The sequence below is a fragment of the Burkholderia sp. 22PA0106 genome (assembly GCF_047497155.1).
In the GTDB taxonomy this organism is placed as follows: domain Bacteria; phylum Pseudomonadota; class Gammaproteobacteria; order Burkholderiales; family Burkholderiaceae; genus Burkholderia.
Genome location: NZ_CP163163.1, coordinates 3,631,178 through 3,650,188, shown reverse-complemented (window position 1 = coordinate 3,650,188; position 19,011 = coordinate 3,631,178). Strand labels below are relative to the sequence as shown.

At 68.6% G+C, this 19,011-nt stretch carries 19 protein-coding genes; 7 read left to right on the top strand and 12 right to left on the bottom strand.

The annotated features are described in order from the left end of the window. Window positions 1-5: 5 nt before the first annotated feature. Window positions 6-788 carry an SDR family NAD(P)-dependent oxidoreductase gene (locus tag AB4850_RS31255; protein ID WP_414443266.1) on the bottom strand — a complete coding sequence of 261 codons (783 nt, stop codon included), beginning with the start codon at window positions 786-788 and terminating at the stop codon, window positions 6-8. A 13-nt stretch (window positions 789-801) separates the two neighbouring features. Here AB4850_RS31255 and AB4850_RS31250 point away from each other — a divergent pair, with 13 nt between their 5' ends. Next, window positions 802-1,992: a class I SAM-dependent methyltransferase gene (locus AB4850_RS31250; protein ID WP_414443265.1), complete on the top strand. Its 1,191-nt coding sequence runs from the start codon at window positions 802-804 to the stop codon at window positions 1,990-1,992. A gap of 8 nt (window positions 1,993-2,000) precedes the next feature. After that, window positions 2,001-2,195, top strand: a complete 195-nt coding sequence (locus tag AB4850_RS31245) for a DUF2905 domain-containing protein (RefSeq protein WP_414443264.1) — start codon at window positions 2,001-2,003, stop codon at window positions 2,193-2,195. A gap of 42 nt (window positions 2,196-2,237) precedes the next feature. Here AB4850_RS31245 and AB4850_RS31240 read toward each other — a convergent pair whose 3' ends face one another. The 6 genes from AB4850_RS31240 to AB4850_RS31215 all read right to left on the bottom strand — a co-directional run bounded on the left by AB4850_RS31240 (window position 2,238) and on the right by AB4850_RS31215 (window position 9,303). Further along, on the bottom strand, window positions 2,238-2,459 hold the full coding sequence (locus AB4850_RS31240; protein ID WP_414443263.1) for a hypothetical protein: 222 nt from the start codon (window positions 2,457-2,459) through the stop codon (window positions 2,238-2,240). Between the two features lie 223 nt (window positions 2,460-2,682). Beyond that, a complete protein-coding gene (locus AB4850_RS31235) occupies window positions 2,683-3,591 on the bottom strand; it encodes a carbohydrate kinase family protein (protein ID WP_414443262.1) in 909 nt (302 codons plus the stop codon). Then, window positions 3,588-4,868, bottom strand: a complete 1,281-nt coding sequence (locus AB4850_RS31230) for an AGE family epimerase/isomerase (RefSeq protein ID WP_414443261.1) — start codon at window positions 4,866-4,868, stop codon at window positions 3,588-3,590. Before AB4850_RS31230 ends, AB4850_RS31235 begins: the two co-directional genes overlap by 4 nt. Continuing rightward, a complete protein-coding gene (locus AB4850_RS31225; protein WP_414443260.1) occupies window positions 4,865-5,902 on the bottom strand; it encodes a LacI family DNA-binding transcriptional regulator in 1,038 nt (345 codons plus the stop codon). Before AB4850_RS31225 ends, AB4850_RS31230 begins: the two co-directional genes overlap by 4 nt. A gap of 306 nt (window positions 5,903-6,208) precedes the next feature. Then, complete coding sequence (locus AB4850_RS31220) at window positions 6,209-8,062, bottom strand: EAL domain-containing protein (RefSeq protein WP_414443259.1); 1,854 nt, start codon at window positions 8,060-8,062, stop codon at window positions 6,209-6,211. Window positions 8,063-8,301: 239 nt separating this feature from the next. Continuing rightward, entirely contained in the window at window positions 8,302-9,303 is a 1,002-nt protein-coding gene (locus AB4850_RS31215; protein ID WP_414443258.1) for a bile acid:sodium symporter family protein, read from the bottom strand. Between the two features lie 394 nt (window positions 9,304-9,697). On the opposite strand from AB4850_RS31215, the gene AB4850_RS31210 reads away from it, so the two are divergent. The 3 genes from AB4850_RS31210 to AB4850_RS31200 all read left to right on the top strand — a co-directional run bounded on the left by AB4850_RS31210 (window position 9,698) and on the right by AB4850_RS31200 (window position 12,815). Then, on the top strand, window positions 9,698-10,222 hold the full coding sequence (locus AB4850_RS31210) for a peptide-binding protein (RefSeq protein WP_414443257.1): 525 nt from the start codon (window positions 9,698-9,700) through the stop codon (window positions 10,220-10,222). Window positions 10,223-10,588: 366 nt separating this feature from the next. Beyond that, window positions 10,589-11,665, top strand: coding sequence for a porin (locus AB4850_RS31205; protein ID WP_414443256.1), 1,077 nt, complete (start codon window positions 10,589-10,591; stop codon window positions 11,663-11,665). 181 nt (window positions 11,666-11,846) lie between these two features. Next, window positions 11,847-12,815, top strand: coding sequence for a LysR family transcriptional regulator (locus tag AB4850_RS31200; RefSeq protein WP_414443255.1), 969 nt, complete (start codon window positions 11,847-11,849; stop codon window positions 12,813-12,815). A gap of 105 nt (window positions 12,816-12,920) precedes the next feature. Here the strand turns inward: AB4850_RS31200 and AB4850_RS31195 are convergent, their stop codons facing one another. Then, window positions 12,921-13,880 carry an NAD(P)H-dependent flavin oxidoreductase gene (locus AB4850_RS31195; protein ID WP_414443254.1) on the bottom strand — a complete coding sequence of 320 codons (960 nt, stop codon included), beginning with the start codon at window positions 13,878-13,880 and terminating at the stop codon, window positions 12,921-12,923. 290 nt (window positions 13,881-14,170) lie between these two features. On the opposite strand from AB4850_RS31195, the gene AB4850_RS31190 reads away from it, so the two are divergent. Continuing rightward, complete coding sequence (locus AB4850_RS31190) at window positions 14,171-15,067, top strand: alpha/beta fold hydrolase (RefSeq protein ID WP_414443253.1); 897 nt, start codon at window positions 14,171-14,173, stop codon at window positions 15,065-15,067. Between the two features lie 269 nt (window positions 15,068-15,336). Here the strand turns inward: AB4850_RS31190 and AB4850_RS31185 are convergent, their stop codons facing one another. The 4 genes from AB4850_RS31185 to AB4850_RS31170 form a co-directional block, all read right to left on the bottom strand. Beyond that, complete coding sequence (locus AB4850_RS31185) at window positions 15,337-15,540, bottom strand: DUF1289 domain-containing protein (protein ID WP_414443252.1); 204 nt, start codon at window positions 15,538-15,540, stop codon at window positions 15,337-15,339. Further along, on the bottom strand, window positions 15,537-16,043 hold the full coding sequence (locus AB4850_RS31180) for a YbaK/EbsC family protein (RefSeq protein WP_414443251.1): 507 nt from the start codon (window positions 16,041-16,043) through the stop codon (window positions 15,537-15,539). Before AB4850_RS31180 ends, AB4850_RS31185 begins: the two co-directional genes overlap by 4 nt. A gap of 39 nt (window positions 16,044-16,082) precedes the next feature. Next, complete coding sequence (locus AB4850_RS31175) at window positions 16,083-17,009, bottom strand: hydroxymethylglutaryl-CoA lyase (RefSeq protein WP_414443250.1); 927 nt, start codon at window positions 17,007-17,009, stop codon at window positions 16,083-16,085. Between the two features lie 98 nt (window positions 17,010-17,107). Continuing rightward, complete coding sequence (locus tag AB4850_RS31170; RefSeq protein ID WP_414443249.1) at window positions 17,108-18,064, bottom strand: 2-hydroxyacid dehydrogenase; 957 nt, start codon at window positions 18,062-18,064, stop codon at window positions 17,108-17,110. A gap of 216 nt (window positions 18,065-18,280) precedes the next feature. Between AB4850_RS31170 and AB4850_RS31165 the strand changes: the two genes are divergently transcribed. Beyond that, window positions 18,281-18,925: an RBBP9/YdeN family alpha/beta hydrolase gene (locus AB4850_RS31165; protein WP_414443248.1), complete on the top strand. Its 645-nt coding sequence runs from the start codon at window positions 18,281-18,283 to the stop codon at window positions 18,923-18,925. The last annotated feature ends 86 nt before the right edge of the window (window positions 18,926-19,011 follow it).

Below are 19,011 nucleotides of genomic sequence, written 5' to 3'. Positions count from 1 at the left end.
GCCTGTCAGGGTTGTCGGCCGTCGGGCGGGGCGAGATGCTCGCCGCCGTCCACCGTGAGCGTGGCGCCCGTCACGCCGGCCGCGCCGGCCAGGTAGCAGGCTGCCTCGGCCAGCTCGTCGGCGTGCGGCGCGCGCCCGCGCACCAGCGCCGCGACCCGCACCTTCGGCGCCAGCGCCAGCGCCTGGGCGACCGTCGCGCGGTGCAGCGCGGCCTGCGCCAGCGCATGCGAGAGCCGTTGCGGCGCCGGATGAACCAGCGCGTCGTCGAGCAGATGGATCAGCGCCGCACGCAGCGTTTCGTCATCGCGCGCGGCCTCGGGCGTTGCCTCGGCCAGCGCGCGGCCCAGCACCACCGGCGCCGCCACCTGCCGCGCGTACGCGGCCAGCAGCGCGCCGTAACCGGCGCTGGCGGCGTCGTCCGCCGGGGCCGCCGCCGGATCGGGCGTGGCCTGGCAGACGATGCAGCCGGGCCGGCCCAGCGCATCGATGCAGGCCGGCACGAGCGACGCGGCGGCGCGTTCGTCCGACAGATCGGCCAGCAGCACCGCCGCGCGACGCCCGAGCGCCTCGACTTCGGCGGCGAGCCGCGCGGCGGCCGGGCGGGCCGCCTCGGCTTCCACGGCCAGCGCGACGTCCCAGCCCCGGCGCGCGAAGCCCAGCGCGAGCGCGCGGCCGATCTCGCCGGGGCCGCCCGGATGGGCGGCGCCCGTGATCAGCGCGACCCGCGCGCCGCGCGCCGCGGGCGCGGATTGTGCTGCGCCGGCGGAGGTTGCGGCGGAATCGGTCATTTACAATGCCGGGATGAACCCGAAAGCTCACGAACCCGCTAGTTTACCTGTTCCCGGCCCCGACGCGCTCGCGCAGTCGGAAACGCTCTCGGCATCGTTGCGCGCGGAGATCGCGGCCATCGGCGGGTGGATGCCGTTTTCCCGCTTCATGGATCGCGCGCTCTACGCGCCCGGCCTCGGCTATTACAGCGGCGGCGCGCGCAAGTTCGGCCGGCGCGGCGACGACGGCAGCGATTTCGTGACCGCTCCCGAACTCTCGCCGCTGTTCGCGTACACGCTCGCGCGCCCGGTTGCCGAAGCGCTGGCGGCCAGCGGCACGCAGCGCATCATGGAGTTCGGCGCCGGCACCGGCAAGCTCGCGGCGGGGCTGATCGCCGCGCTCGACGAAATGGGCACGCCGCCCGAGCGCTACGAGATCGTCGATCTGTCGGGCGAGCTGCGCGAGCGCCAGCGCGATACCGTCGAGGCGCTGCTGCCCGAGGCGCTGGCGGCGCGGGTGGTCTGGCTCGATGCGCTGCCCGAGGCGTTCGAGGGCGTGGTGGTCGGCAACGAGGTGCTCGACGCGATGCCGGTGCGGCTGGTGGTAAGCGGCGAGGCGGGCTGGCTGGAGCGCGGCGTGGCGGTGAACGCCGAGCGCGCGTTCGTGTTCGAGGATCGCCCGCTGCGCGACGCGGCCGATATCGCGCTGCTCGAGCCGCTCGATCTGCCGGCCGGCTACCTGAGCGAAACCCACGCGGCGGCGCGCGCCTTCACGCGCACCGTCTGCACCATGCTTCGGCGCGGCGCGGCGTTCTTCATCGATTACGGTTTTCCGCTGCGCGAGTATTACCACCCGCAGCGCGGCGAGGGCACGCTGATGTGCCATTACCGCCACCGCGCGCATGGCGATCCGTTCGTCTGGCCGGGCCTGCAGGACATCACCGCGCACGTCGAGTTTTCCGGCATCCACGAAGCCGGCGTGGCGGCCGGGGCGGAATTGCTCGGCTATACGTCGCAAGGGCGGTTCCTGCTCAACGCGGGCATCACCGATGTGCTGTCCGAACTCGATCCGTCCGACGCGGCGCGCTTCCTGCCCGCCGCCAACGCCGTGCAGAAGCTGATCTCCGAATCGGAGATGGGCGAGCTGTTCAAGGTGATCGCGTTCGGGCGCGGCATCGACGGCCTGGAAGCGTTCGCACGCGGCGAACGCTCGCACGCACTGTAGGGGGCGCGATGTTCCGTTGGCTGCTGGTGTCGTTCGTGGCGGTGATGCTGCTGTCGCGCTCCTGGCCGTGGCTGTCGAAGCTCGGCGTCGGCAAGCTGCCGGGCGACGTGACGTTGCGGTTCGGCTCGCGCAGCTATCCGTTCCCGTTCATGTCCACGCTGGTGCTGATGATGATTCTCTCGGTGATCGCCAAGCTCTGGTGACGCGGCGGCGCGCCGTTCGGGCGCGCCGCGACCTCCTTTCGATCAATGCGACAACTCGCCGACGATGCGCCGGACCAGCGCCTCCGCGTCGTCGAGCGCCTCGCGCTCGCTCGCGCGGACGGTGTCCGTCTCGTATTCGGTGTTGTCGGGCAAGTCGCCGTCCGAGCGCGACAGGATCACGTAGCCGCGAAAGCGGCCGCCTTCCGCCGCACGGGTATAGGCGTTCGCCGTATAGCCGCGGGCCGTCATGCGGATGCCGTTCATGAAGGTCTCCCGGAGAATGGGAACGTTCATCCTAGCATCGCGCGCGCAGGGTTGCAGACGGCGATGTCGGCGCGTTGTCGAGGCGGTCGCCGCAAGCCGAATGCCTTGCCTGGCGGGCAATTCGAGCGGATCGAGGAGGATGGCGACAGGCAGCCGGAACGGCTTGACGAAGGGCCGGAACGCGCGGTTCTCGCGCTACGCTCCGGCCCCTGGCGCGGGTGACTCAGGGCGCCAGCAGCGCCACGACCTCGTCGAGCGTCGGCGCGTGCGCGCCGGTGTGACGGCAGGCGGCCGCGCCCGAGGCCAGCGCGAACGCCAGGTGCTCGGCCCAGCCGCGCTGCGGCGCGTTCATCAGGCTGACGATCAGGCCGCCGATCGACGCATCGCCCGCGCCCACCGTGTCGGCCACCTCGACGCGCGGCGGCTGCGCCTCGAACACCGCCTCGCCCGCGTACAGCGTGGCCGTTTGCGCGCCGCGCGTGACCAGCACGGTGGCGGACGGGTTCAGCGCGCGCAGCGTCGCGATCGCCTCGGCCTCGTCGCCGTCGAACAGGTGCCGCAGATCCTCGTCGGACACCTTCACGAGATCGGCCAGCTTCACCATTGTCTCGAGCGTCGGGCGGTAGCCGGCCGTCATCAGGTTGCGGTAGTTCGGATCGAAGCTGATCTTCACGCCCTGCTCGCGCAGGCGCGCGGCCAACGCGATCAGCGTGCCGGCGAGCGGCTCGCGCACCAGGCTGATGCAGCCGAAGTGCGCCCATTGCAGCGGCGCTTCCCAGCCGGCCGGCAGCGCGGCCGGATCGAACGCCAGGTCGGCGCTGTTCTCGCCGATGAAGAAGTATGACGGCGGTTGCGTCTCATGAACGATCGCCAGCAGCGGCGGGCGCTCGACGCGCTGCAGGAAGCGCAGGTCGAGGCCGGCCGCCTCGCTCTCGCGCCACAGCACGTCGGAGAAGCAATCGCGTCCGAGCGCGCCCACCGCCGCGCTCGGCACGCCGAGCCGCGCCACCGCGCGCGCCACGTTCCAGCCGGCGCCGCCGGGCACCGAGGTCCATTGGGCTGCGCCGTGCCGGACCATGTCGGTCAGGATGTCGCCGGCCGACACGAAATGGGGAAACGAGGCGCCGCTCATTGTGCGATCTCCTTGCGATGCGGGATGGCGGCGCCGTTCGCGCCGGGCAATGCGTTGAGCACCTCGTAGCAGGCGCCCATGGTGTGATAGTCGGTCTTGCCGGCCGGGCTTTTCTCGTCGCTGTACTTGCGGTTGTCGCAGGTCAGGATGCGATACCAGGCGCCGTAGCGGTGATCGACGAAATGCTGCCAGCTATAGCGCCAGATCTCGTCGTAGCAATCCCAGAAGCGCTCGCTGCCGGTGCGCTCGCCGAGCAGCGCGGCGGCGGCGAAGGTCTCGGCCTGCACCCAGAAATACTTGTCGTGATCGCACACCGTGTAGTCGGGGCCGAAGCCGTACACCAGGCCGCCGTGCTCGCTGTCCCAGGCGTGCGCGAACGCGGCGTCGAACAGCTCGATCGCGCGCGGCAGCAGCCAGTCGAGCGGACGGTGCCGTTCGAGGATCAGCAGCAGCTTGGCCCATTCGGTCTGATGGCCGGGCTGGAAGCCCCACGGCCGGAAGATGTTGGTGCTGTCTTCCTTGTTGTAATCCCAGTCGATCGACCAATCGGCGTGGTAGTGCTCCCACACCAGGCCTTGCGACAGCGCCGCCTGGCGCTGCGTGATGTGGGTCGCCACTAGTTCGGCGCGATCGAGGTAGCGCACCTCGCCGGTGGCCTCGTAGGCGGCCAGCAACGCCTCGGTGGTGTGCATGTTGGCGTTCTGGCCGCGATAGCCGGACACCTGCCAGTCGGGCGTGGCGTCGTCCTTGTAGAGGCCGCCGGGCGCATCCCAGAAATGCTTTTCCATCAGATCGAAGGTGTGCGCGACCAGTGCGCGGCCTTCGTCGACCCCGGCCATCACCGCATGCGCGGCGGCCAGCAGCACGAACGCGAGGCCGTAGCAGTGGCGGGTGCCGTCGCGCACCGCGACCTTGCGGCCGTCGCGCCATTCCAGCTCCCAGTCGTAGCCTTCGTTGACCGGGTCCCAATGCGCGTCGCGCAGGAAGCGCAGGCCGTGGCGTACGTAATCCTGGTGTTGCCGGCCGCCGAACTGGCGGTACGCCATCGCGTAGTTGAAGACGAAGCGGCAACTGCTGACGAGGTGGCGCGTGGTGCGGTCGTAGATCGTGCCGTCGTCGCGGAAGAAATGGAAGAAGCCGCCCGTCTCGTCGTACACGGTCGGGGCGTAGAAGCGCAGCGTGTGCTCCACGTGGGAAAGCAGGAAACCGGCGTCGCGGAAATTCGCGACGCGCGGCGCCGGCGTGTCCGGCGCGAGCGGCAAGGCGGGTGTCGTCATGAGGCGATGGCGGGAATGTCGGGGGTGTCCGTGGTGAAGAGGCGCGGCGTCAGCGCCGCGACGGAACTGCTCGCGCGTTCGATCAGCCGCACGGGCAGGCGAATTTCGGTGTGCTCGGGCGCGTCGGCCAGCAGCAGCTCGACGCCGCGGCGGCCCAGCGCTTCCTTGTCGACGGCCAGCGTGGTGAGCGGCGGCGCGGCGTGGGCGGCGCCGAGGATGTCGTCGAAGCCGACGAACGCGATGTCCTCGGGCACCCGCAGCCCGCGTGCGAGGCACACGCGCATCGCGGCCAGCGCGGCGGCGTCGTTGAACGCGAACACGGCGTCGGGGCGCGGCGCGCTGCCGTCGAGGATGCGCTCCATGGCGCGTGCGGCGCCGGTGTCGGGGTCGAGCCCGGCGTCGATGGTGACTTCGAGCGCGGGATCGAACAGCAGGCCGGCCTCGAAGAACGCGCGGCGGAAGCCGAGCGCGCGCTGCGCGATGCTGTGGTGCGCGAGCGAGCCGCCAATGAACGCGATCCGCTGGCGGCCGGTGTCGAACAGGTGGCGCATCGCCTGCGAGGCGCCGGCGGCGTTGTCGATGTTGACCGAGCGCAGGCCCGGCGCCCACATGTCGATCAGCACGAGCGGGCGGCCGGTGGCGGCCAGCGCGTCGATCGTTTCGGGTTCCATGAAGCCGGCCACGGCGATCGCGTCGGGCGCGTGCGGGCGCATCTGGCGCAGCACGTCGTCGGTCGGGCCGACAGTCAGCAGCGCGGGCACGATGCCGCGGTCGCGGCAGGCTTCCTCGACGCCGTGCAGCACGTGCGAGAAGAACGGCGTCGCCGCGAAGTTGTTGTGCTGGCGGTGCAGCAGGAACGTGAGCCGGCGGATGCGCGGCCGCAACTGCGCCGGATCGTAGCCGAGCTGCGCGGCCACCGCGACGATGCGCTCGCGCGTCGCCTCGGACAGGCCGGGCTGGTTTTTCAGTGCGCGCGAAACCGTGCCGATCGATACGTTCGCCGCTTGAGCCACATCGCGAATAGTGGTGCCCATGCTCGCCAGACCAAAGTGTTTAGGGTGCGAGCGATTGTATAGTAAAAATTTCGGCTGAAAATGTTCGGGAATGCCGGAGAGAAGTCGGTGAATACCCGTAAATTAGGGGTTTATTTGGAGATAAACAGTGCGCACGTGTTTATGACGTTTGCTAAACATGTGCTGGGGAAGTGAACACGGAAAGGCGATCGAAATCCGCGCGGTGCGGAGCGGAAAGCGACGCGTCGGCCGACGGAGCGGCGCAGGCGTCGAGTCGTTCGCCGACAGTGCGGCTCAGGCGCCGAATAGTTCGGCCGGCAATACGGCTCAGTCGTCGAGCGGTTCGGCTGGCGGCGGGCCGGACGGCACGGCCTTCGGCTGTTCGCCGTGCGCGCGCAGCCAGGCGCGGCCTTCGTCCACGTCGATCTCGTAGAGGTGCCCCGGGTGGTGCTTGGCGCGGCGCTTGGCGAGCGCGGCCACCGAGGCGATCTCGTCGCTGCGGTAGCGTCGCGTGCCGGGCACGCGCACGCAGCCGATCGCCATCGTCACGAAATCGAAGAACGCCGGATTGCCTCGCCGGTCCTCGCCGTGGATGCCGCCCGCGAGCCGGTCGGCATGGGCGTAGAAGCGCTGCGCGCCCTCGTCGAAGCGGTCGATCGCGCGTTGCGCGCGCGCCTGCCAGTCGTCGCTCTGGAACAGCACCAGGAAATCGTCGCCGCCCACGTGGCCGAGGAAGTCGCGGGTTGGGTCGCACACGTCCGCCAGCACGGCGGCCGCGAATTTCAACACTTCGTCGCCCTGCCAGTAGCCGTATTGATCGTTGAACGGCTTGAACTGGTTCAGATCGACGTAGCAGGCGTGGAACGCCGCATCCTTGCCCACCAGCCGCGCGATGTGCGAGCTGATCGGGATGTTGCCGGGCAGGAACGTCAGCGGGTTCGCGTAGCGCGCGGCCTCGACGCGCACTTCGGTCACCGCGCGCACCAGGCTCTCGCCCGTGCCGAGGCCGGCGTAGCGGCCGTGGTCGGTGATGATGAAGCCTTCGGTCAGGTAGCGCTGGTCGTGGTTGGCCAGCAGCGTCGTCAGTTGCTCGACCGTGGTGGCGTTGTCGACGATCAGCGGCGTGTCGTTCGCCAACTGCAGGCACGGCCGCTTGCCGAACACCTCGCGGTGATACGGCAACGCGTAGCGATCCATGAAGCCGCGGCGGTTGATTAGCGCGATCGGCCGCTCGTTCTCGACCACCGCCACCGCGTGCAGGTCGGGCCGGCGCTGGAACAGTTCGAGCACCTGGTTGTTGGTCGCGTGGCTCGGCAGCGCGGGCGCGATCACGCGCATCTTGTCGGTGACGGTCGCATCCGGCCGCGTGCCGGCGGTGGTGCGCGCCACGCCCGGAAACACCGCGATGTGCGAGGCGCGCAGCGCGTCGCGGGCGGCCTCGGCGGTGTGTTCGGCCGGTATGTACGCCGGGCGGCCGAGGAAGAAGCCCTGGCCGTAATCGATGCCGAGATCGCGCACCACGATCAGGTCCGCCGCGCATTCGATGCCTTCGGCGATCAGCAGCCCGCCGGTGGCCGCCGAAAAATGCTGCATCGCCTTGACCGCCTCGAACTTGCGCGGGTCGCTGGCGATGCCGTCGATGAAGAAGCGGTCGATCTTGACGATGTCGGGCCGCAGCCGCACCCAGGCGCTCATGCTGGCGTTGGCGGTGCCGTAATCGTCCAGCGCGAACGACACGCCCGAGCCGCGCAATTCGGCGAGCGCCGCCGGCAGGCCGGGCAGGTCGCTGGCCGGATGCTGCTCGGTCAGTTCGACGACGATGCGGTTGGCCGGCATGGCCGACAGCACGCGCTCGCGATGCCGTGCGAGCTGCACGATCGCATGCGCGCTGAAATTGACGAACAACTGGCCGTCCCGGCCGGTGGCGGCGAAGCCGTTCACGCAAGCGGTGGCCGCGGCCAGTTCGAGTTCGAGCGAGCAACCCTCGCGCGCGGCCTGCGCGAACAGCGCGCCCGGCATTTCGAGCGGCGAGCCGGCCGGCCCGCGCACCAACCCTTCGTAGCCGATGATGGCGCCGCCGGAAATCGCGACGATCGGCTGGAATTGCGCACTCAGCGCGCCGGCGGCAAGCAGGTCGGCGACGCGCGCCGGTTCGGCGACAACGGACAGAGGCGGAGGCATGAGGGGGGCGGGCAGACGAGGGCAGGCGGGCGTCGAGACACACAATTTAACAATCGCCACCGGCCCCGGAGCAGTGAATTTTTTATGACGGCTCCGGCGTGCCGCCCCGTTCGCGTCGGGTACGAGGCCAGGCCTTCGCACCGGCTCGCGCAAAGGCCCGATGCACCCATAGTCATTTTATTTTTAGTTATTAAATGACTATGGGTAATAGAAGGCGTGCAGCAAATTTTGGGGTGCGATCAATGCCGGCCGGCGTGGCCCGCGTCGTCGAGGCTGGTGTCGCGCGCGCCCCAGCGTTGCGCGAGCGCCGCGCACACCATCAACTGGATCTGGTGGAACAGCATGAGCGGCAGCACGATCGCGCCGACTGCATGCGCGGCGAAGATCACCTTCGCCATCGGGATGCCCGACGCGAGGCTCTTCTTCGAGCCGCAGAAGATGATCGTGATGCAGTCGGCGCGATTGAAGCCGAGCCGCTTGCTGACCAGCGCCGTGACGCCCAGGGCGATCGCGAGCAGCGCCACGCACACCACCAGCAGGCCGCCGAGCGCCGCCGCCGGGATCTGGTGCCAGAGGCCTTCGTTGACGGCCTCGCTGAACGCCACGTACACCACCAGCAGGATCGAGCCCTGATCGACGAACTTCAGCACGCCGCGGTTGCGCTCGATCCAGTTGCCGATCACCGGGCGCAGCAACTGGCCCGCCACGAACGGCACCAGCAACTGCATGACGATGCTGCCCACCGTGCTCCAGGCCGAATGGCCCGCGCCCGACTGGGTGGTCAGCATCGCGCCGACCAGCGCCGGCGTGATGAAGATGCCGAGCAGGCTCGACGCCGACGCCGAGCACACGGCGGCCGACACGTTGCCCTTGGCGATCGAGGTGAACGCGATCGACGACTGCACCGTGGACGGCAGCGTGCAGAGGAACAGCACGCCCGCGTACAGCGCCGGCGTGACGAGCGGCGAGAGCAGCGGGCGCAGCGCGAGGCCCAGCAGCGGGAACAGCGCGAAGGTACTCAGCATCACGACGATATGAAGCCGCCAGTGCGTCGCGCCGGCCACGATCGCCTCGCGCGACAGCTTCGCGCCGTGCAGGAAGAACAGCAGGCCGATGGCGATGTTGGTCGCCCAGTTGGCGGCGTGCGCAACCTGGCCGCGGCACGGCAGCAGGCTGGCGAAGACGACGGTGCCGACCAGGGCCAGCGTGAAATTGTCGGGAAGAAAACGGGGACGGGCCATCGGCATCTCAAGAACGGAAACGGAGGAGCGGGTGCGAGGCGCGCCGCCGTGGTCTGTCGGCCGACGCGCTCCGGCGCGTATTGTCCCGGTTGCCTATTCAATAGGCAAATTCATTTCGAGAATCGATTGATGAAAGCCGTTCATAAGAAATTGGATTGCACCATCCATTTTTTACGCAAAAACCTTTCAGGAAAACCCTATCGTGGCGGCCTTGAATATCCTTGAAAAACTTACGAAAAATCTGAAAAAAGGCCGGGGTAACACGGTGTTACATCGGTGCCGCCGGCCTAACATTTTTCGGCTCGACACAAAAACGGCATGCCCATAAATTACTGCTGAAAGCTCACGTCCTAAATAGGGAACCAGCAATACGCGGTTAGTGAGCGCACAAGGGATGACGAACGTGGATCGGGCAAAACGGAATATCGGGCGATGGATGGCGGGCGCGGCAGCAGCGCTGTGCGCCTCGCTTGCGTTCGCCCATCCGCACGGTGGCCCGGGCGGTGGCGGCGGGGCGCATCGCGAGTTCGCGCACGGCGGGGCGGGTGCGCCGTACGCGCAACCGCGCATGGGCGTGAGCAGCGGCGGGCCTCGCTGGGGGCTGCGGCCGGTGACGGCGCCGTCGTACGGCCAGCGCGACGGGCACGAATACGGGCACGGTCAAGCGCACGTCTACGGCCACGAGTCGGGCCAGCAGGGGCGGTATGCGCCCGTCAATCCGTATCGCCCGATCAGCGCCAACGCCGAATCGATGCAGCGCCCCGGTTCCAACTACGCGCCGATGCGCAGCGGGTCGATCCGCGCCGACGTGGCGCGCTACAACGAGGAACGCGGCGGCCGTCCGGCACCGCAACCGCGCGAGCAGGAAGGCGGCGGCGCGCGCAACACGTTCTTCTCGTCGTTCTACCGCAACAATTGATGCGGGCGGCCGGGCTCTCCGGCTGCGTCGCGCTGTCTGTTTCTCTCTCCTCTTTCCTTCCTGATCGCGCCTCCGTCGGCGGGCTTTTGCACGCCTGCTGACGCATAGGCGCCGCCGTCGCGCCGTCTTTCGTTCGCGGCGCTTCGCGCTTTGGGTGCTTCGCTGCTTGCGCCATCTTTCGCACCGCGTCGGCGGGCCGGCACCCGCACCCGCGCCACCGGCAATCGCGACGCCGCTATACCGAACATAAGTCCGCCCATTTTTGACCGGCTTATCGGTCCATGAAGATGGCCGTGCTTCACCGTGCGCATGCAGCCCAAACAACGATACGCGCACCGGTTCCCAACGAATTGATTCGGAGATCTCATGAAGTCTTTCGCTCGCCGGACTGCGTCCGGTGCTGTCGCTTGCGCCGCGTTTGCGGCCTGCTTTTCGGTTGCCGTGCCCGCTCGGGCACAATCGAGCGTGCAACTGTATGGGCAGGTCGACGCGTGGGTCGGCGCGCAGAAATTCCCCGGTAACGAACGCGCATGGGGCGTGCAGGGCGGCGGCATGTCGACCTCGTACTGGGGCCTGCGCGGCACCGAGGATCTGGGCGGCGGCTACCGGGCGCTGTTCACGTTCGAGGATTTCTTCCGCCCGCAAAGCGGCAAGTACGGCCGCTTCGACGGCGACACGTTCTTCGGGCGCAATGCGTATGTCGGCCTCGAAACGCCGTACGGCACCGTGCGCGCCGGGCGCCTGACCACGCAGTTGTTCATCTCGACGATCCTGTTCAACCCGCTGATCGATTCGTACGAGTTCTCGCCGATCGTCTATCACGTGTTCCTCGGCCTGGGCACGTTCCCGACCTACACCACCGATCAGGGCGTGGTGGGCGATTCGGGCTGGAACAACGCGGTGTCGTACACGTCGCCCGATTTCAACGGCTTCAGCGCGAGCGCGATGTACGCGCTCGGCAACCAGGCGGGCAGCAACGGCGCGAAGAAATGGAGCGGCCAGATGCAGTACTACCGCGGCGCGTTCGCCGCGACGGCCGTGTATCAGTACGTCAACTTCAACAACAGCCCGACCGACCTCGGCTCGCTGGTGGCCGGCATGAAGAGCCAGAGCGTCACGCAGCTCGGCGTCAGCTACGACCTCAGGTTCATGAAGCTGTACGGGCAGTACATGTATACGAAGAACGACATGCAGACCGGGAGCTGGCATGTAAACACCGCGCAGGGCGGTGTGTCGGTGCCGGTCGGCGCGGGCAGTGCGCTGGCGTCGTACGCGTATTCGCGCGACGCGGGCGGCCTCGACCAGACGCATCAGACCTGGGCGCTCGGCTACGACTATCCGCTCTCGAAGCGCACCGATCTCTACGCGGCCTACATGTACGATCACCTGTCGAATCAATCGACCGGCTACACGTTCGGCGGCGGCATGCGCGTGCGCTTCTGAACGCCGATGCGTGTACGGCACGCAACACCCGTTCGGCATTTTTTGCCGTTGCCGAGCAGTTCTGTAGCGAAACTGGGGAATTACGCGGCGTTTTGCGTTTGTTGACCTTTTGCCGCGTCAGCCTTTGTTACAGTCGCTTCCAATTGAGCCTATTGAAGTCAACTGGATCGCGAGCTTTGGTATGGATACCCTCGTCAGCATGAATGTGTTTCGCTACGTCGTCGAAGTGGGCAGCTTCGTCGGCGCGGCGGAGCGGATGCAAATGTCCGCTGCGATGGCGAGCAAGCACGTGATGCATCTCGAGCAGCAGCTCGGCTCGCGGCTGCTGCATCGAACCACCCGTCGCGTCGCGCCCACCGAAGCCGGGCGCGAATACTACGAGCGCCTCGTGCAGGCGCTGACCGAACTCGACGAGGCCGGCCAGGCGGTCGGCGCGGCGAGCATCGTGCCGCAGGGCCGCTTGCGCGTGACCACGCTGTCGGCGTTCGGCCTGCGCCACGTGATGCAGGCCGTGACCGCGTACGCGGCGCGCTACGCGGACGTGACCGTCGAGATCACGCTGTCGGATCGCGTCGTCGAACTGATCGACGAAGGCTACGACGTGGCCGTGCGCGCCGCGCCGTTCGGCCTGAAGTCGTCGTCGCTGGTCGCGCGCCAGATCGCCACCGCGCACATTTTGCTGGTGGCCTCGCCGGCCTATCTGGAAGAACACGGCACGCCCGCCACGCTGGCCGATCTCGAGCATCACAATTATTTGCGCCGCGACAGCGGCCCGACCTCGATCGATTCGCTCGCGTTCGAATCGGCCGCGGCCTCGCGCGTGACGCTGTCGGGCAACCTGATCATCAATCACCTCGAAGCGCTGCGCGTGGCGGTGCTCGACGGCAGCGGCATCGCGATGCTCGGCACCGAGGTGATCGGCGACGACATCGAAGCCGGCCGCCTCGTGCCGCTGCTGCTCGACGTGATGCCGCCGCGCGAGCTGCCGATCTACGCGGTGTACGCGAGCCGCCGGCATGTGTCGGCGAAGGTGCGCTCGTTCGTCGATTTCCTGGCCGACCGGTTCTCGGGGCAGTCGCTGTGCCCGACCGTCGATGCCTATCTGGCGGAAGCTGCCGCGCCGCGTTTGAAGCGTGTCGCGGTGAGCTGAACACCGCGCGGTTGTTGCGTACGCGTACGCAGTCGTGAATGAGAAAACCGGCCTCGCAGCCGGTTTTTTTATCGCATCGCGCGAGCCGAAGCGCCGAGCGCCGGGTCAGACGCGAATCCCGAGCCGCGCCTTCGCGTCGTCGTATTCGCGCGCGAGCCGCGCGACCAGGTCGCCGACGCTCGGCACGTCATCCATCAAGCCGACGCCCTGGCCCGCGCCCCAGATGTCCTTCCAGGCCTTCGCCTTGTCGCTGCCGAAATTCATCTTCGACTTGTCGGCTTCGGGCAGCGCGTCCGGGTCCAGCCCCGCGTTGACGATGCTTTCGCGGATGTAGTTGCCGTGCACGCCCGTGAACAGGTTGGTGTAGACGATGTCGGCCGATTTCGCGTCGACGATCGCGCGCTTGTAGCCTTCCACCGCGTGCGCTTCCTGCGTGGCGATGAAGCGCGTGCCCATGTAGGCGAGGTCGGCGCCCATCGCCTGCGCGGCCAGGATCGCGCCGCCGTTGGCGATCGAACCCGACAGCACGATCGGGCCGTCGAAGCGCTTGCGCACCTCGCCCACCAGCGCGAACGGCGAGGTGGTGCCCGCATGGCCGCCCGCGCCGGCCGCCACCAGGATCAGGCCGTCCACGCCCGCTTCGAGCGCCTTCTCGGCATGGCGCAGGTTGATCACGTCGTGCAGCACGATGCCGCCGTAGCTGTGCACCGCCTGCACGATCTCGGGCGACGGCGCGCGCAGGCTCGTGATGAAGATCGGCACCTGGTGATCGACGCAGACGCGCACGTCGTGTTCGAGCCGCACGTTCGATTGATGGACGATCTGGTTGACCGCGATCGGGCCGATCACCGCCTCCGGATGCGCTTCGCGATGCGCGGCCAGGCCGTCCTCGATTTGTGTGAGCCATGCGTCGAGCAATTCGGCCGGGCGCGCGTTGAGCGCCGGGAACGAACCGACGATGCCGGCCTTGCACTGCGCGAGCACCAGTTCGGGATAACTGACGATGAACATCGGCGAGGCGATGACGGGCAGCGACAGGCGCTGGAGGACGGCGGGCAGGGCCATGGTGGGAGTCTCCTGGATCGTCTTGCGCCTGCGTGTTTCGCGGGCGGCTGCATGAGTGTAGCGAGGCGGCGCGGCGCGTGTCGGGCACGGTGTGCAGGACGATGCACGCGCCCGTGCGCGCCGGTCGTCGCATATTAATACGAACGGTCGTGCCATTGTAGAGCGATGCATCGAACGTTCGTATCGAATGAGTGTTCGGGTTCTACGGTTTGCGTGGGCTAGCGCCTGTTCGCGCCGCACCCGGCTCCTACAATGGCGGCTACCACCACCCGATCAGTGAGACTATCGCCATGTCGTTTGACGAGTTTGCATCGTTCAATGTGACGGTGGATGACGTCGACATTTTCGGCGTCAAGGGCGGTTCCGGCCCGCCTTTGTTGTTGCTGCACGGCCATCCGCAGACCCACATGATCTGGCATCGCGTCGCGGCCGCGCTGGCGCGACGCTTCACCGTGATCGCCACGGATTTGCGCGGCTACGGCGCGTCGTCCAAGCCGAAGGGCGACGCCGCGCACCTCACGTATTCGAAGCGCGCGATGGCGGCCGACCAGATCGCCGTGATGCGCCACTTCGGCTACGAGCGCTTCTGCGTGTGCGCGCACGATCGCGGCGCGCGCGTCGCGCACCGCATGGCGCTCGATCATCCCGAAGTGGTCGAGCGCGCGATGCTGCTCGATATCGCGCCGACGCTCGCGATGTACGAAAAGACCGATCGTGCGTTCGCCACCGCCTATTTCCACTGGTTCTTTCTGATTCAGCCGCCGCCGCTGCCCGAGATGCTGATCGAGGGCAACCCCGAGGCGTACGTCGAGCGCGTGATGGGCAGCCGCTCGGCCGGCCTCGCGCCGTTCGCGCCGGCCGCGCTCGATGCCTACCGGCAGGCGCTGAAACAGCCGGGCGCGGTACATGCGATGTGCGAGGACTACCGCGCGTCGGCCACCATCGATCTCGACCACGACCGCGCCGATCTCGAACGCGGCACGCGCGTGGCCTGCCCGTTGCGCGTGCTGTGGGGCGCCGACGGCACGGTGGCGCGCTGCTTCGATCCGCTCGAGGAATGGCGCGCCGTGGCGCGCGACGTGAGCGGACGCGCGCTCGAATGCGGGCATTACATTCCGGAGGAAGCGCCGGGGGTGTTGCTGGAGGAGATTCTGGCGTTCTTCGAGGCGGGGGAGGCGGGGGGCTGATCGAGCCGATGCGGACGGTGAACGGGGGCGAGCGATGGTGTCGTTTTCATGACGCGTCGCAGGGCTTTCGCGGTGACTTCCTCGCACCGAAAAACCGATCCGAACGCCGCGCGGCGCGTGGATTTCGATCTGTAGGGAAACTCCCGATGCCGACGCAAAATCGGTGCTCGTATGATGGGCTCATCGTTGATCACGTCAACGGGATTCGACTCTGAGCGCCGTTCAACAATTCTTGGTTGAACGGCTTTTTTTTGTTCGGCGCGCGTTGCTCACCGCTCATCGAACCACCGCCCCTCCACCCGCCTCAACACCTCCCGCTTCCCGTCCGCATCCAGATCCCGCCAGGCCGCGATTTCGTCGAGCGTGCGCCGGCAGCCGGTGCACCAGTTCGCCTTCGCATCGACCCGGCACACGCCCACGCAGGGGGACGCCACCCCGGCCACCTCGGCGTCATCGCGGCTCGCGCGGCTCACGCCGGCTCGCGCAGCGCCACGTCCACCACCGGCGCGCCGGTCAGGTCGGCCAGCTCCTGCGGCGACAGCGTGAACACCGCGTGCGGATGCCCGGCCGCGGCCCACAGCGCATCGTAGGCGAACAGATCCGCGTCGATCAGCATCACCGGCTTGACCAGATGGCCGATCGGGCAGACGCCGCCGATCGCATAGCCGGTGTTCTCGCGCACGAACTTCGCATCGGCGCGGCCGATCTCGCCGACGCGCTCGGCCACCTTCTTCTCGTCCACGCGGTTCGCGCCGCTCGCCACCACCAGCACCGGCGCGCCGTCGGACTTGCGCCGGAACAGGATCGATTTGGCGATCTGCGCGACGTCGCAGCCGAGCCCGGCCGCGGCTTCGGCCGAGGTGCGGCCGGTTTCGTCGAGCACCACCACGCCCTTCGCGTGGCCGCGCTCGATCAACAGTTGCGCGACGCGGCGCGCGGATTCGGGAAGCTGGTCGGCTGGGGTCGGAGTCGGCATGAGTCGGTCGCTATGAAGAGTGAAAGGGCGGGGAGGCGATCAGGCGCTGGCCGCTTGCGCGTCGCCGCGCTTGGCGAGCAGCGCGCGGCCGGCGCGCGAGGCGTTGGCGCGGCCGAGCGCGCGCGAAATGAAGTCGCCGGCCTCGACGACTTCCATCAGGTCGATGCCGGTCTCGATGCCGAGGCCCTGCATCAGGTACAGCACGTCCTCGGTCGCGACGTTGCCGGTGGCGCCCTTCGCATACGGGCAGCCGCCCAGGCCGGCGACGGAGGCGTGGAAGATCTCGATGCCTTCGAGCAGCGCGGCGTAGATGTTGCCGAGCGCCTGCCCGTAGGTGTCGTGGAAGTGGCCCGACAGCCGCTCGCGCGGGAACACCCGGGCGACCGCGGCCAGCACCGCGCGCGTCTGCGCGGCGGTGCCCACGCCGATGGTGTCGGCGATGTCGATCTCGTCGCAGCCGAGCGCGGCGAAGCGCTCGACCACGTCGATCACGGCGGCCACCGGCACCTCGCCCTGATACGGGCAGCCGAGCGCGCACGACACGCTGCCGCGCAGCCGCACGCCGGCTTCTTTCGCGGCCAGCGCGACCGGCTCGAAGCGCGCGATGCTCTCGGCGATGCTGCAGTTGATGTTCTTCTGCGAGAACGCCTCGCTGGCCGCGCCGAAGATCACGACCTCGTCGGCGCGCGCGGCCAGCGCGTTCTCCAGGCCCTTGAGGTTCGGCGTCAACGCGGAATAGAGCGTGCCGGGGCGGCGCGCGATGCCGGCCATCAGCTCGGCGCCGTCGGCCATCTGCGGCACCCATTTCGGCGACACGAATGACGCGGCTTCGACGTTGCGGAAGCCTGCATGCGAGAGCCGATCGACCAGCGCGATCTTCACGTCGGTGGGCACGAAGGTCTTTTCGTTCTGCAGACCGTCGCGCGGCCCGACCTCGACGATCTTCACGGCTGTGGGGGTGGTCATGCTTGTCTCCATCGTTCGGTGGCGCACGCGGTACGTGCGCCGGGTGCGATTGGCGGCCCGGCGGCGGATCGCGCCGCGCGGCCCGGCGGGTGCGGCGGCTAGTAGCCGCGCGCGAGATCGATGATGCCGGTGACGGCGTCGCCGCGCTCGAACGCGCGGATCTTCGCGGCGATCTGCGCGACCGCGCCGTCGCGCTCGGTTTCGGCCGAGACGTGCGGCGTGATCGTGATGCGCGGATGCGCCCAGAACGGATGCTCGGCCGGCAGCGGTTCGGTGTGCAGCACGTCGAGCAGCGCGCCTTCGAGCTGGCCCGAGGCGAGCGCGTCGAGCAGGTCCGGCTCGACCAGATGCGCGCCGCGCGCGACGTTGATCACGAACGCGCCGGGCGCGAGTTGCGCGAACACGCCGGCGTGCAGCGCGCCGTGCGTGTCGGGCGTGCTCGGCAGCAGGTTGACGAGCACCTTGAGGCCTTGCGAGAACGCGTCGAAACCGGCGTCGCCGGGGCGCGGGCTGCCGTGGAAGGTGGTCACGCCGTCCAGCGATTTCGCGCCGCGGCTGAAGCCGCGCACGGTCAGGCCGAGCCCGGCCAGGGCGCGCGCGACCTGCGCGCCGAGCACGCCGAGCCCGAGCACGCCCACCACGAACTGCTCGCGCGGGTGCGCATCGAGCGGCTGCCAGCGGTGTTCGCGCTGGAGCGCGGCGTAGTCGTCGAATCGGCGCAGATAGCGCAGCACGCCGTAGGCGACGTACTCGATCATCTGCTGGCCCATGCCGGTATCTTCGAGCCGCACGAGCGGCACGCCGGCCGGCAGCGTGCCCGGTTGTTCGCGTTCGAAGTCGAGCAGCGCGTCCACGCCGGCGCCGAGATTGAAGATCGCCTTCAGGCCCGCGCGCGGCGCGAGCAATTCGGCGGGCGGGCGCCAGACCATCGCGTAGTCGGCCGGGGCGGCGTCGCCCGGTTGCCAGGCGCGCAGCGTCGCGCCGGGCAGCGCGGCTTCGATGCCGGCGCGCCAGTCGGCGAACGAATCTTGGGTGTCGTGGAACAGGATCTGCATGAGTGCTTGGGTGCCGGCGGGTTGCGCAAGGGGGGCGCGAAGCCGGCATCTGGCCCCGTCGCGCGGGAAACGGCCATTTTACGGCGTCGGGCGGCCCGACGCCGCAGCGTCGAAATTGCAAAGCAGGAAAAATTGGTTCGCCGCCCGCGAGGCGCGGCCGACAATCGGTGCGTCAAACGATCGGAAACGGGTTCGCCCGCAAGCGAGGGGGAAGCGATGTCCATCTGCAGCAAATCGACGTGGCCGCCGCGTGTGGTGACCGTGCCCGGCCTGCACGGCAGCGAGGGAGCGCATTGGCAAAGCTGGCTCGAACGGCAGTTCGCGCGCGCGCTGCGCGTGGAGCAGGACGACTGGGAAGCGCCGCATCTGGTGCGCTGGGCCGGCGCGGTGCGCGACACGCTTGCGCGCGAACGCGGCCCGGTCGTGCTGGCCGCTCATAGCTTCGGCTGTCTCGCGACGGCGCATGCGCTGTTGCACGGCGATCTCGCGCTCGACCCCTCGGTGGTGGCCGGCGTGCTGTTCGTCGCGCCTGCCAGCCCGCAGAAATTCGCGTTTGCCGGTGCGTTCGAGGCACGGCGCCTGCCGGTGCCGTCGATCCTGATCGGCAGCGAGACCGACCCATGGATGACGCTTGGCGACGCGCGCGAGCTGGCGCGCCAGTTCGGCAGCGCGTTCGTCAATCTCGGCGATGCCGGGCATATCAATACCGCGGCCGGCTTCGGGCCGTGGCCGCGCGCCAAGTATTTCATCGACACGCTCGTGCATTGCGCCGCGCCGCTGCGGTTTCGCGAGGCGCATGAAGAGGCGCGGAGCGATGTGTTCAGGGCAGCGGGGGAGCGGAATTTCGCGTTTGCGGTTTGAGGCGGGGGACGGGGATTGGATTGGGGACGGGTGGCCTGCGGGCTGCCCGTTTTGCTTTGGGGTTGCGTTTTTTGATTGCAGATAAT

Coding starts and splice junctions, on each gene's coding strand:
- AB4850_RS31250 (WP_414443265.1), top strand. CDS start 802: ATGAACCCGAAAGCTCACGAACCCGCTAGTTTACCTGTTCCCGGCCCC.
- AB4850_RS31225 (WP_414443260.1), bottom strand. CDS start 5,902: ATGGGCACCACTATTCGCGATGTGGCTCAAGCGGCGAACGTATCGATC.
- AB4850_RS31170 (WP_414443249.1), bottom strand. CDS start 18,064: ATGCAGATCCTGTTCCACGACACCCAAGATTCGTTCGCCGACTGGCGC.
- AB4850_RS31195 (WP_414443254.1), bottom strand. CDS start 13,880: ATGGCCCTGCCCGCCGTCCTCCAGCGCCTGTCGCTGCCCGTCATCGCC.
- AB4850_RS31175 (WP_414443250.1), bottom strand. CDS start 17,009: ATGACCACCCCCACAGCCGTGAAGATCGTCGAGGTCGGGCCGCGCGAC.
- AB4850_RS31220 (WP_414443259.1), bottom strand. CDS start 8,062: ATGCCTCCGCCTCTGTCCGTTGTCGCCGAACCGGCGCGCGTCGCCGAC.
- AB4850_RS31205 (WP_414443256.1), top strand. CDS start 10,589: ATGAAGTCTTTCGCTCGCCGGACTGCGTCCGGTGCTGTCGCTTGCGCC.
- AB4850_RS31200 (WP_414443255.1), top strand. CDS start 11,847: ATGGATACCCTCGTCAGCATGAATGTGTTTCGCTACGTCGTCGAAGTG.
- AB4850_RS31180 (WP_414443251.1), bottom strand. CDS start 16,043: ATGCCGACTCCGACCCCAGCCGACCAGCTTCCCGAATCCGCGCGCCGC.
- AB4850_RS31245 (WP_414443264.1), top strand. CDS start 2,001: ATGTTCCGTTGGCTGCTGGTGTCGTTCGTGGCGGTGATGCTGCTGTCG.
- AB4850_RS31190 (WP_414443253.1), top strand. CDS start 14,171: ATGTCGTTTGACGAGTTTGCATCGTTCAATGTGACGGTGGATGACGTC.
- AB4850_RS31230 (WP_414443261.1), bottom strand. CDS start 4,868: ATGACGACACCCGCCTTGCCGCTCGCGCCGGACACGCCGGCGCCGCGC.
- AB4850_RS31165 (WP_414443248.1), top strand. CDS start 18,281: ATGTCCATCTGCAGCAAATCGACGTGGCCGCCGCGTGTGGTGACCGTG.
- AB4850_RS31210 (WP_414443257.1), top strand. CDS start 9,698: ATGACGAACGTGGATCGGGCAAAACGGAATATCGGGCGATGGATGGCG.
- AB4850_RS31240 (WP_414443263.1), bottom strand. CDS start 2,459: ATGAACGGCATCCGCATGACGGCCCGCGGCTATACGGCGAACGCCTAT.
- AB4850_RS31215 (WP_414443258.1), bottom strand. CDS start 9,303: ATGGCCCGTCCCCGTTTTCTTCCCGACAATTTCACGCTGGCCCTGGTC.
- AB4850_RS31255 (WP_414443266.1), bottom strand. CDS start 788: ATGACCGATTCCGCCGCAACCTCCGCCGGCGCAGCACAATCCGCGCCC.
- AB4850_RS31235 (WP_414443262.1), bottom strand. CDS start 3,591: ATGAGCGGCGCCTCGTTTCCCCATTTCGTGTCGGCCGGCGACATCCTG.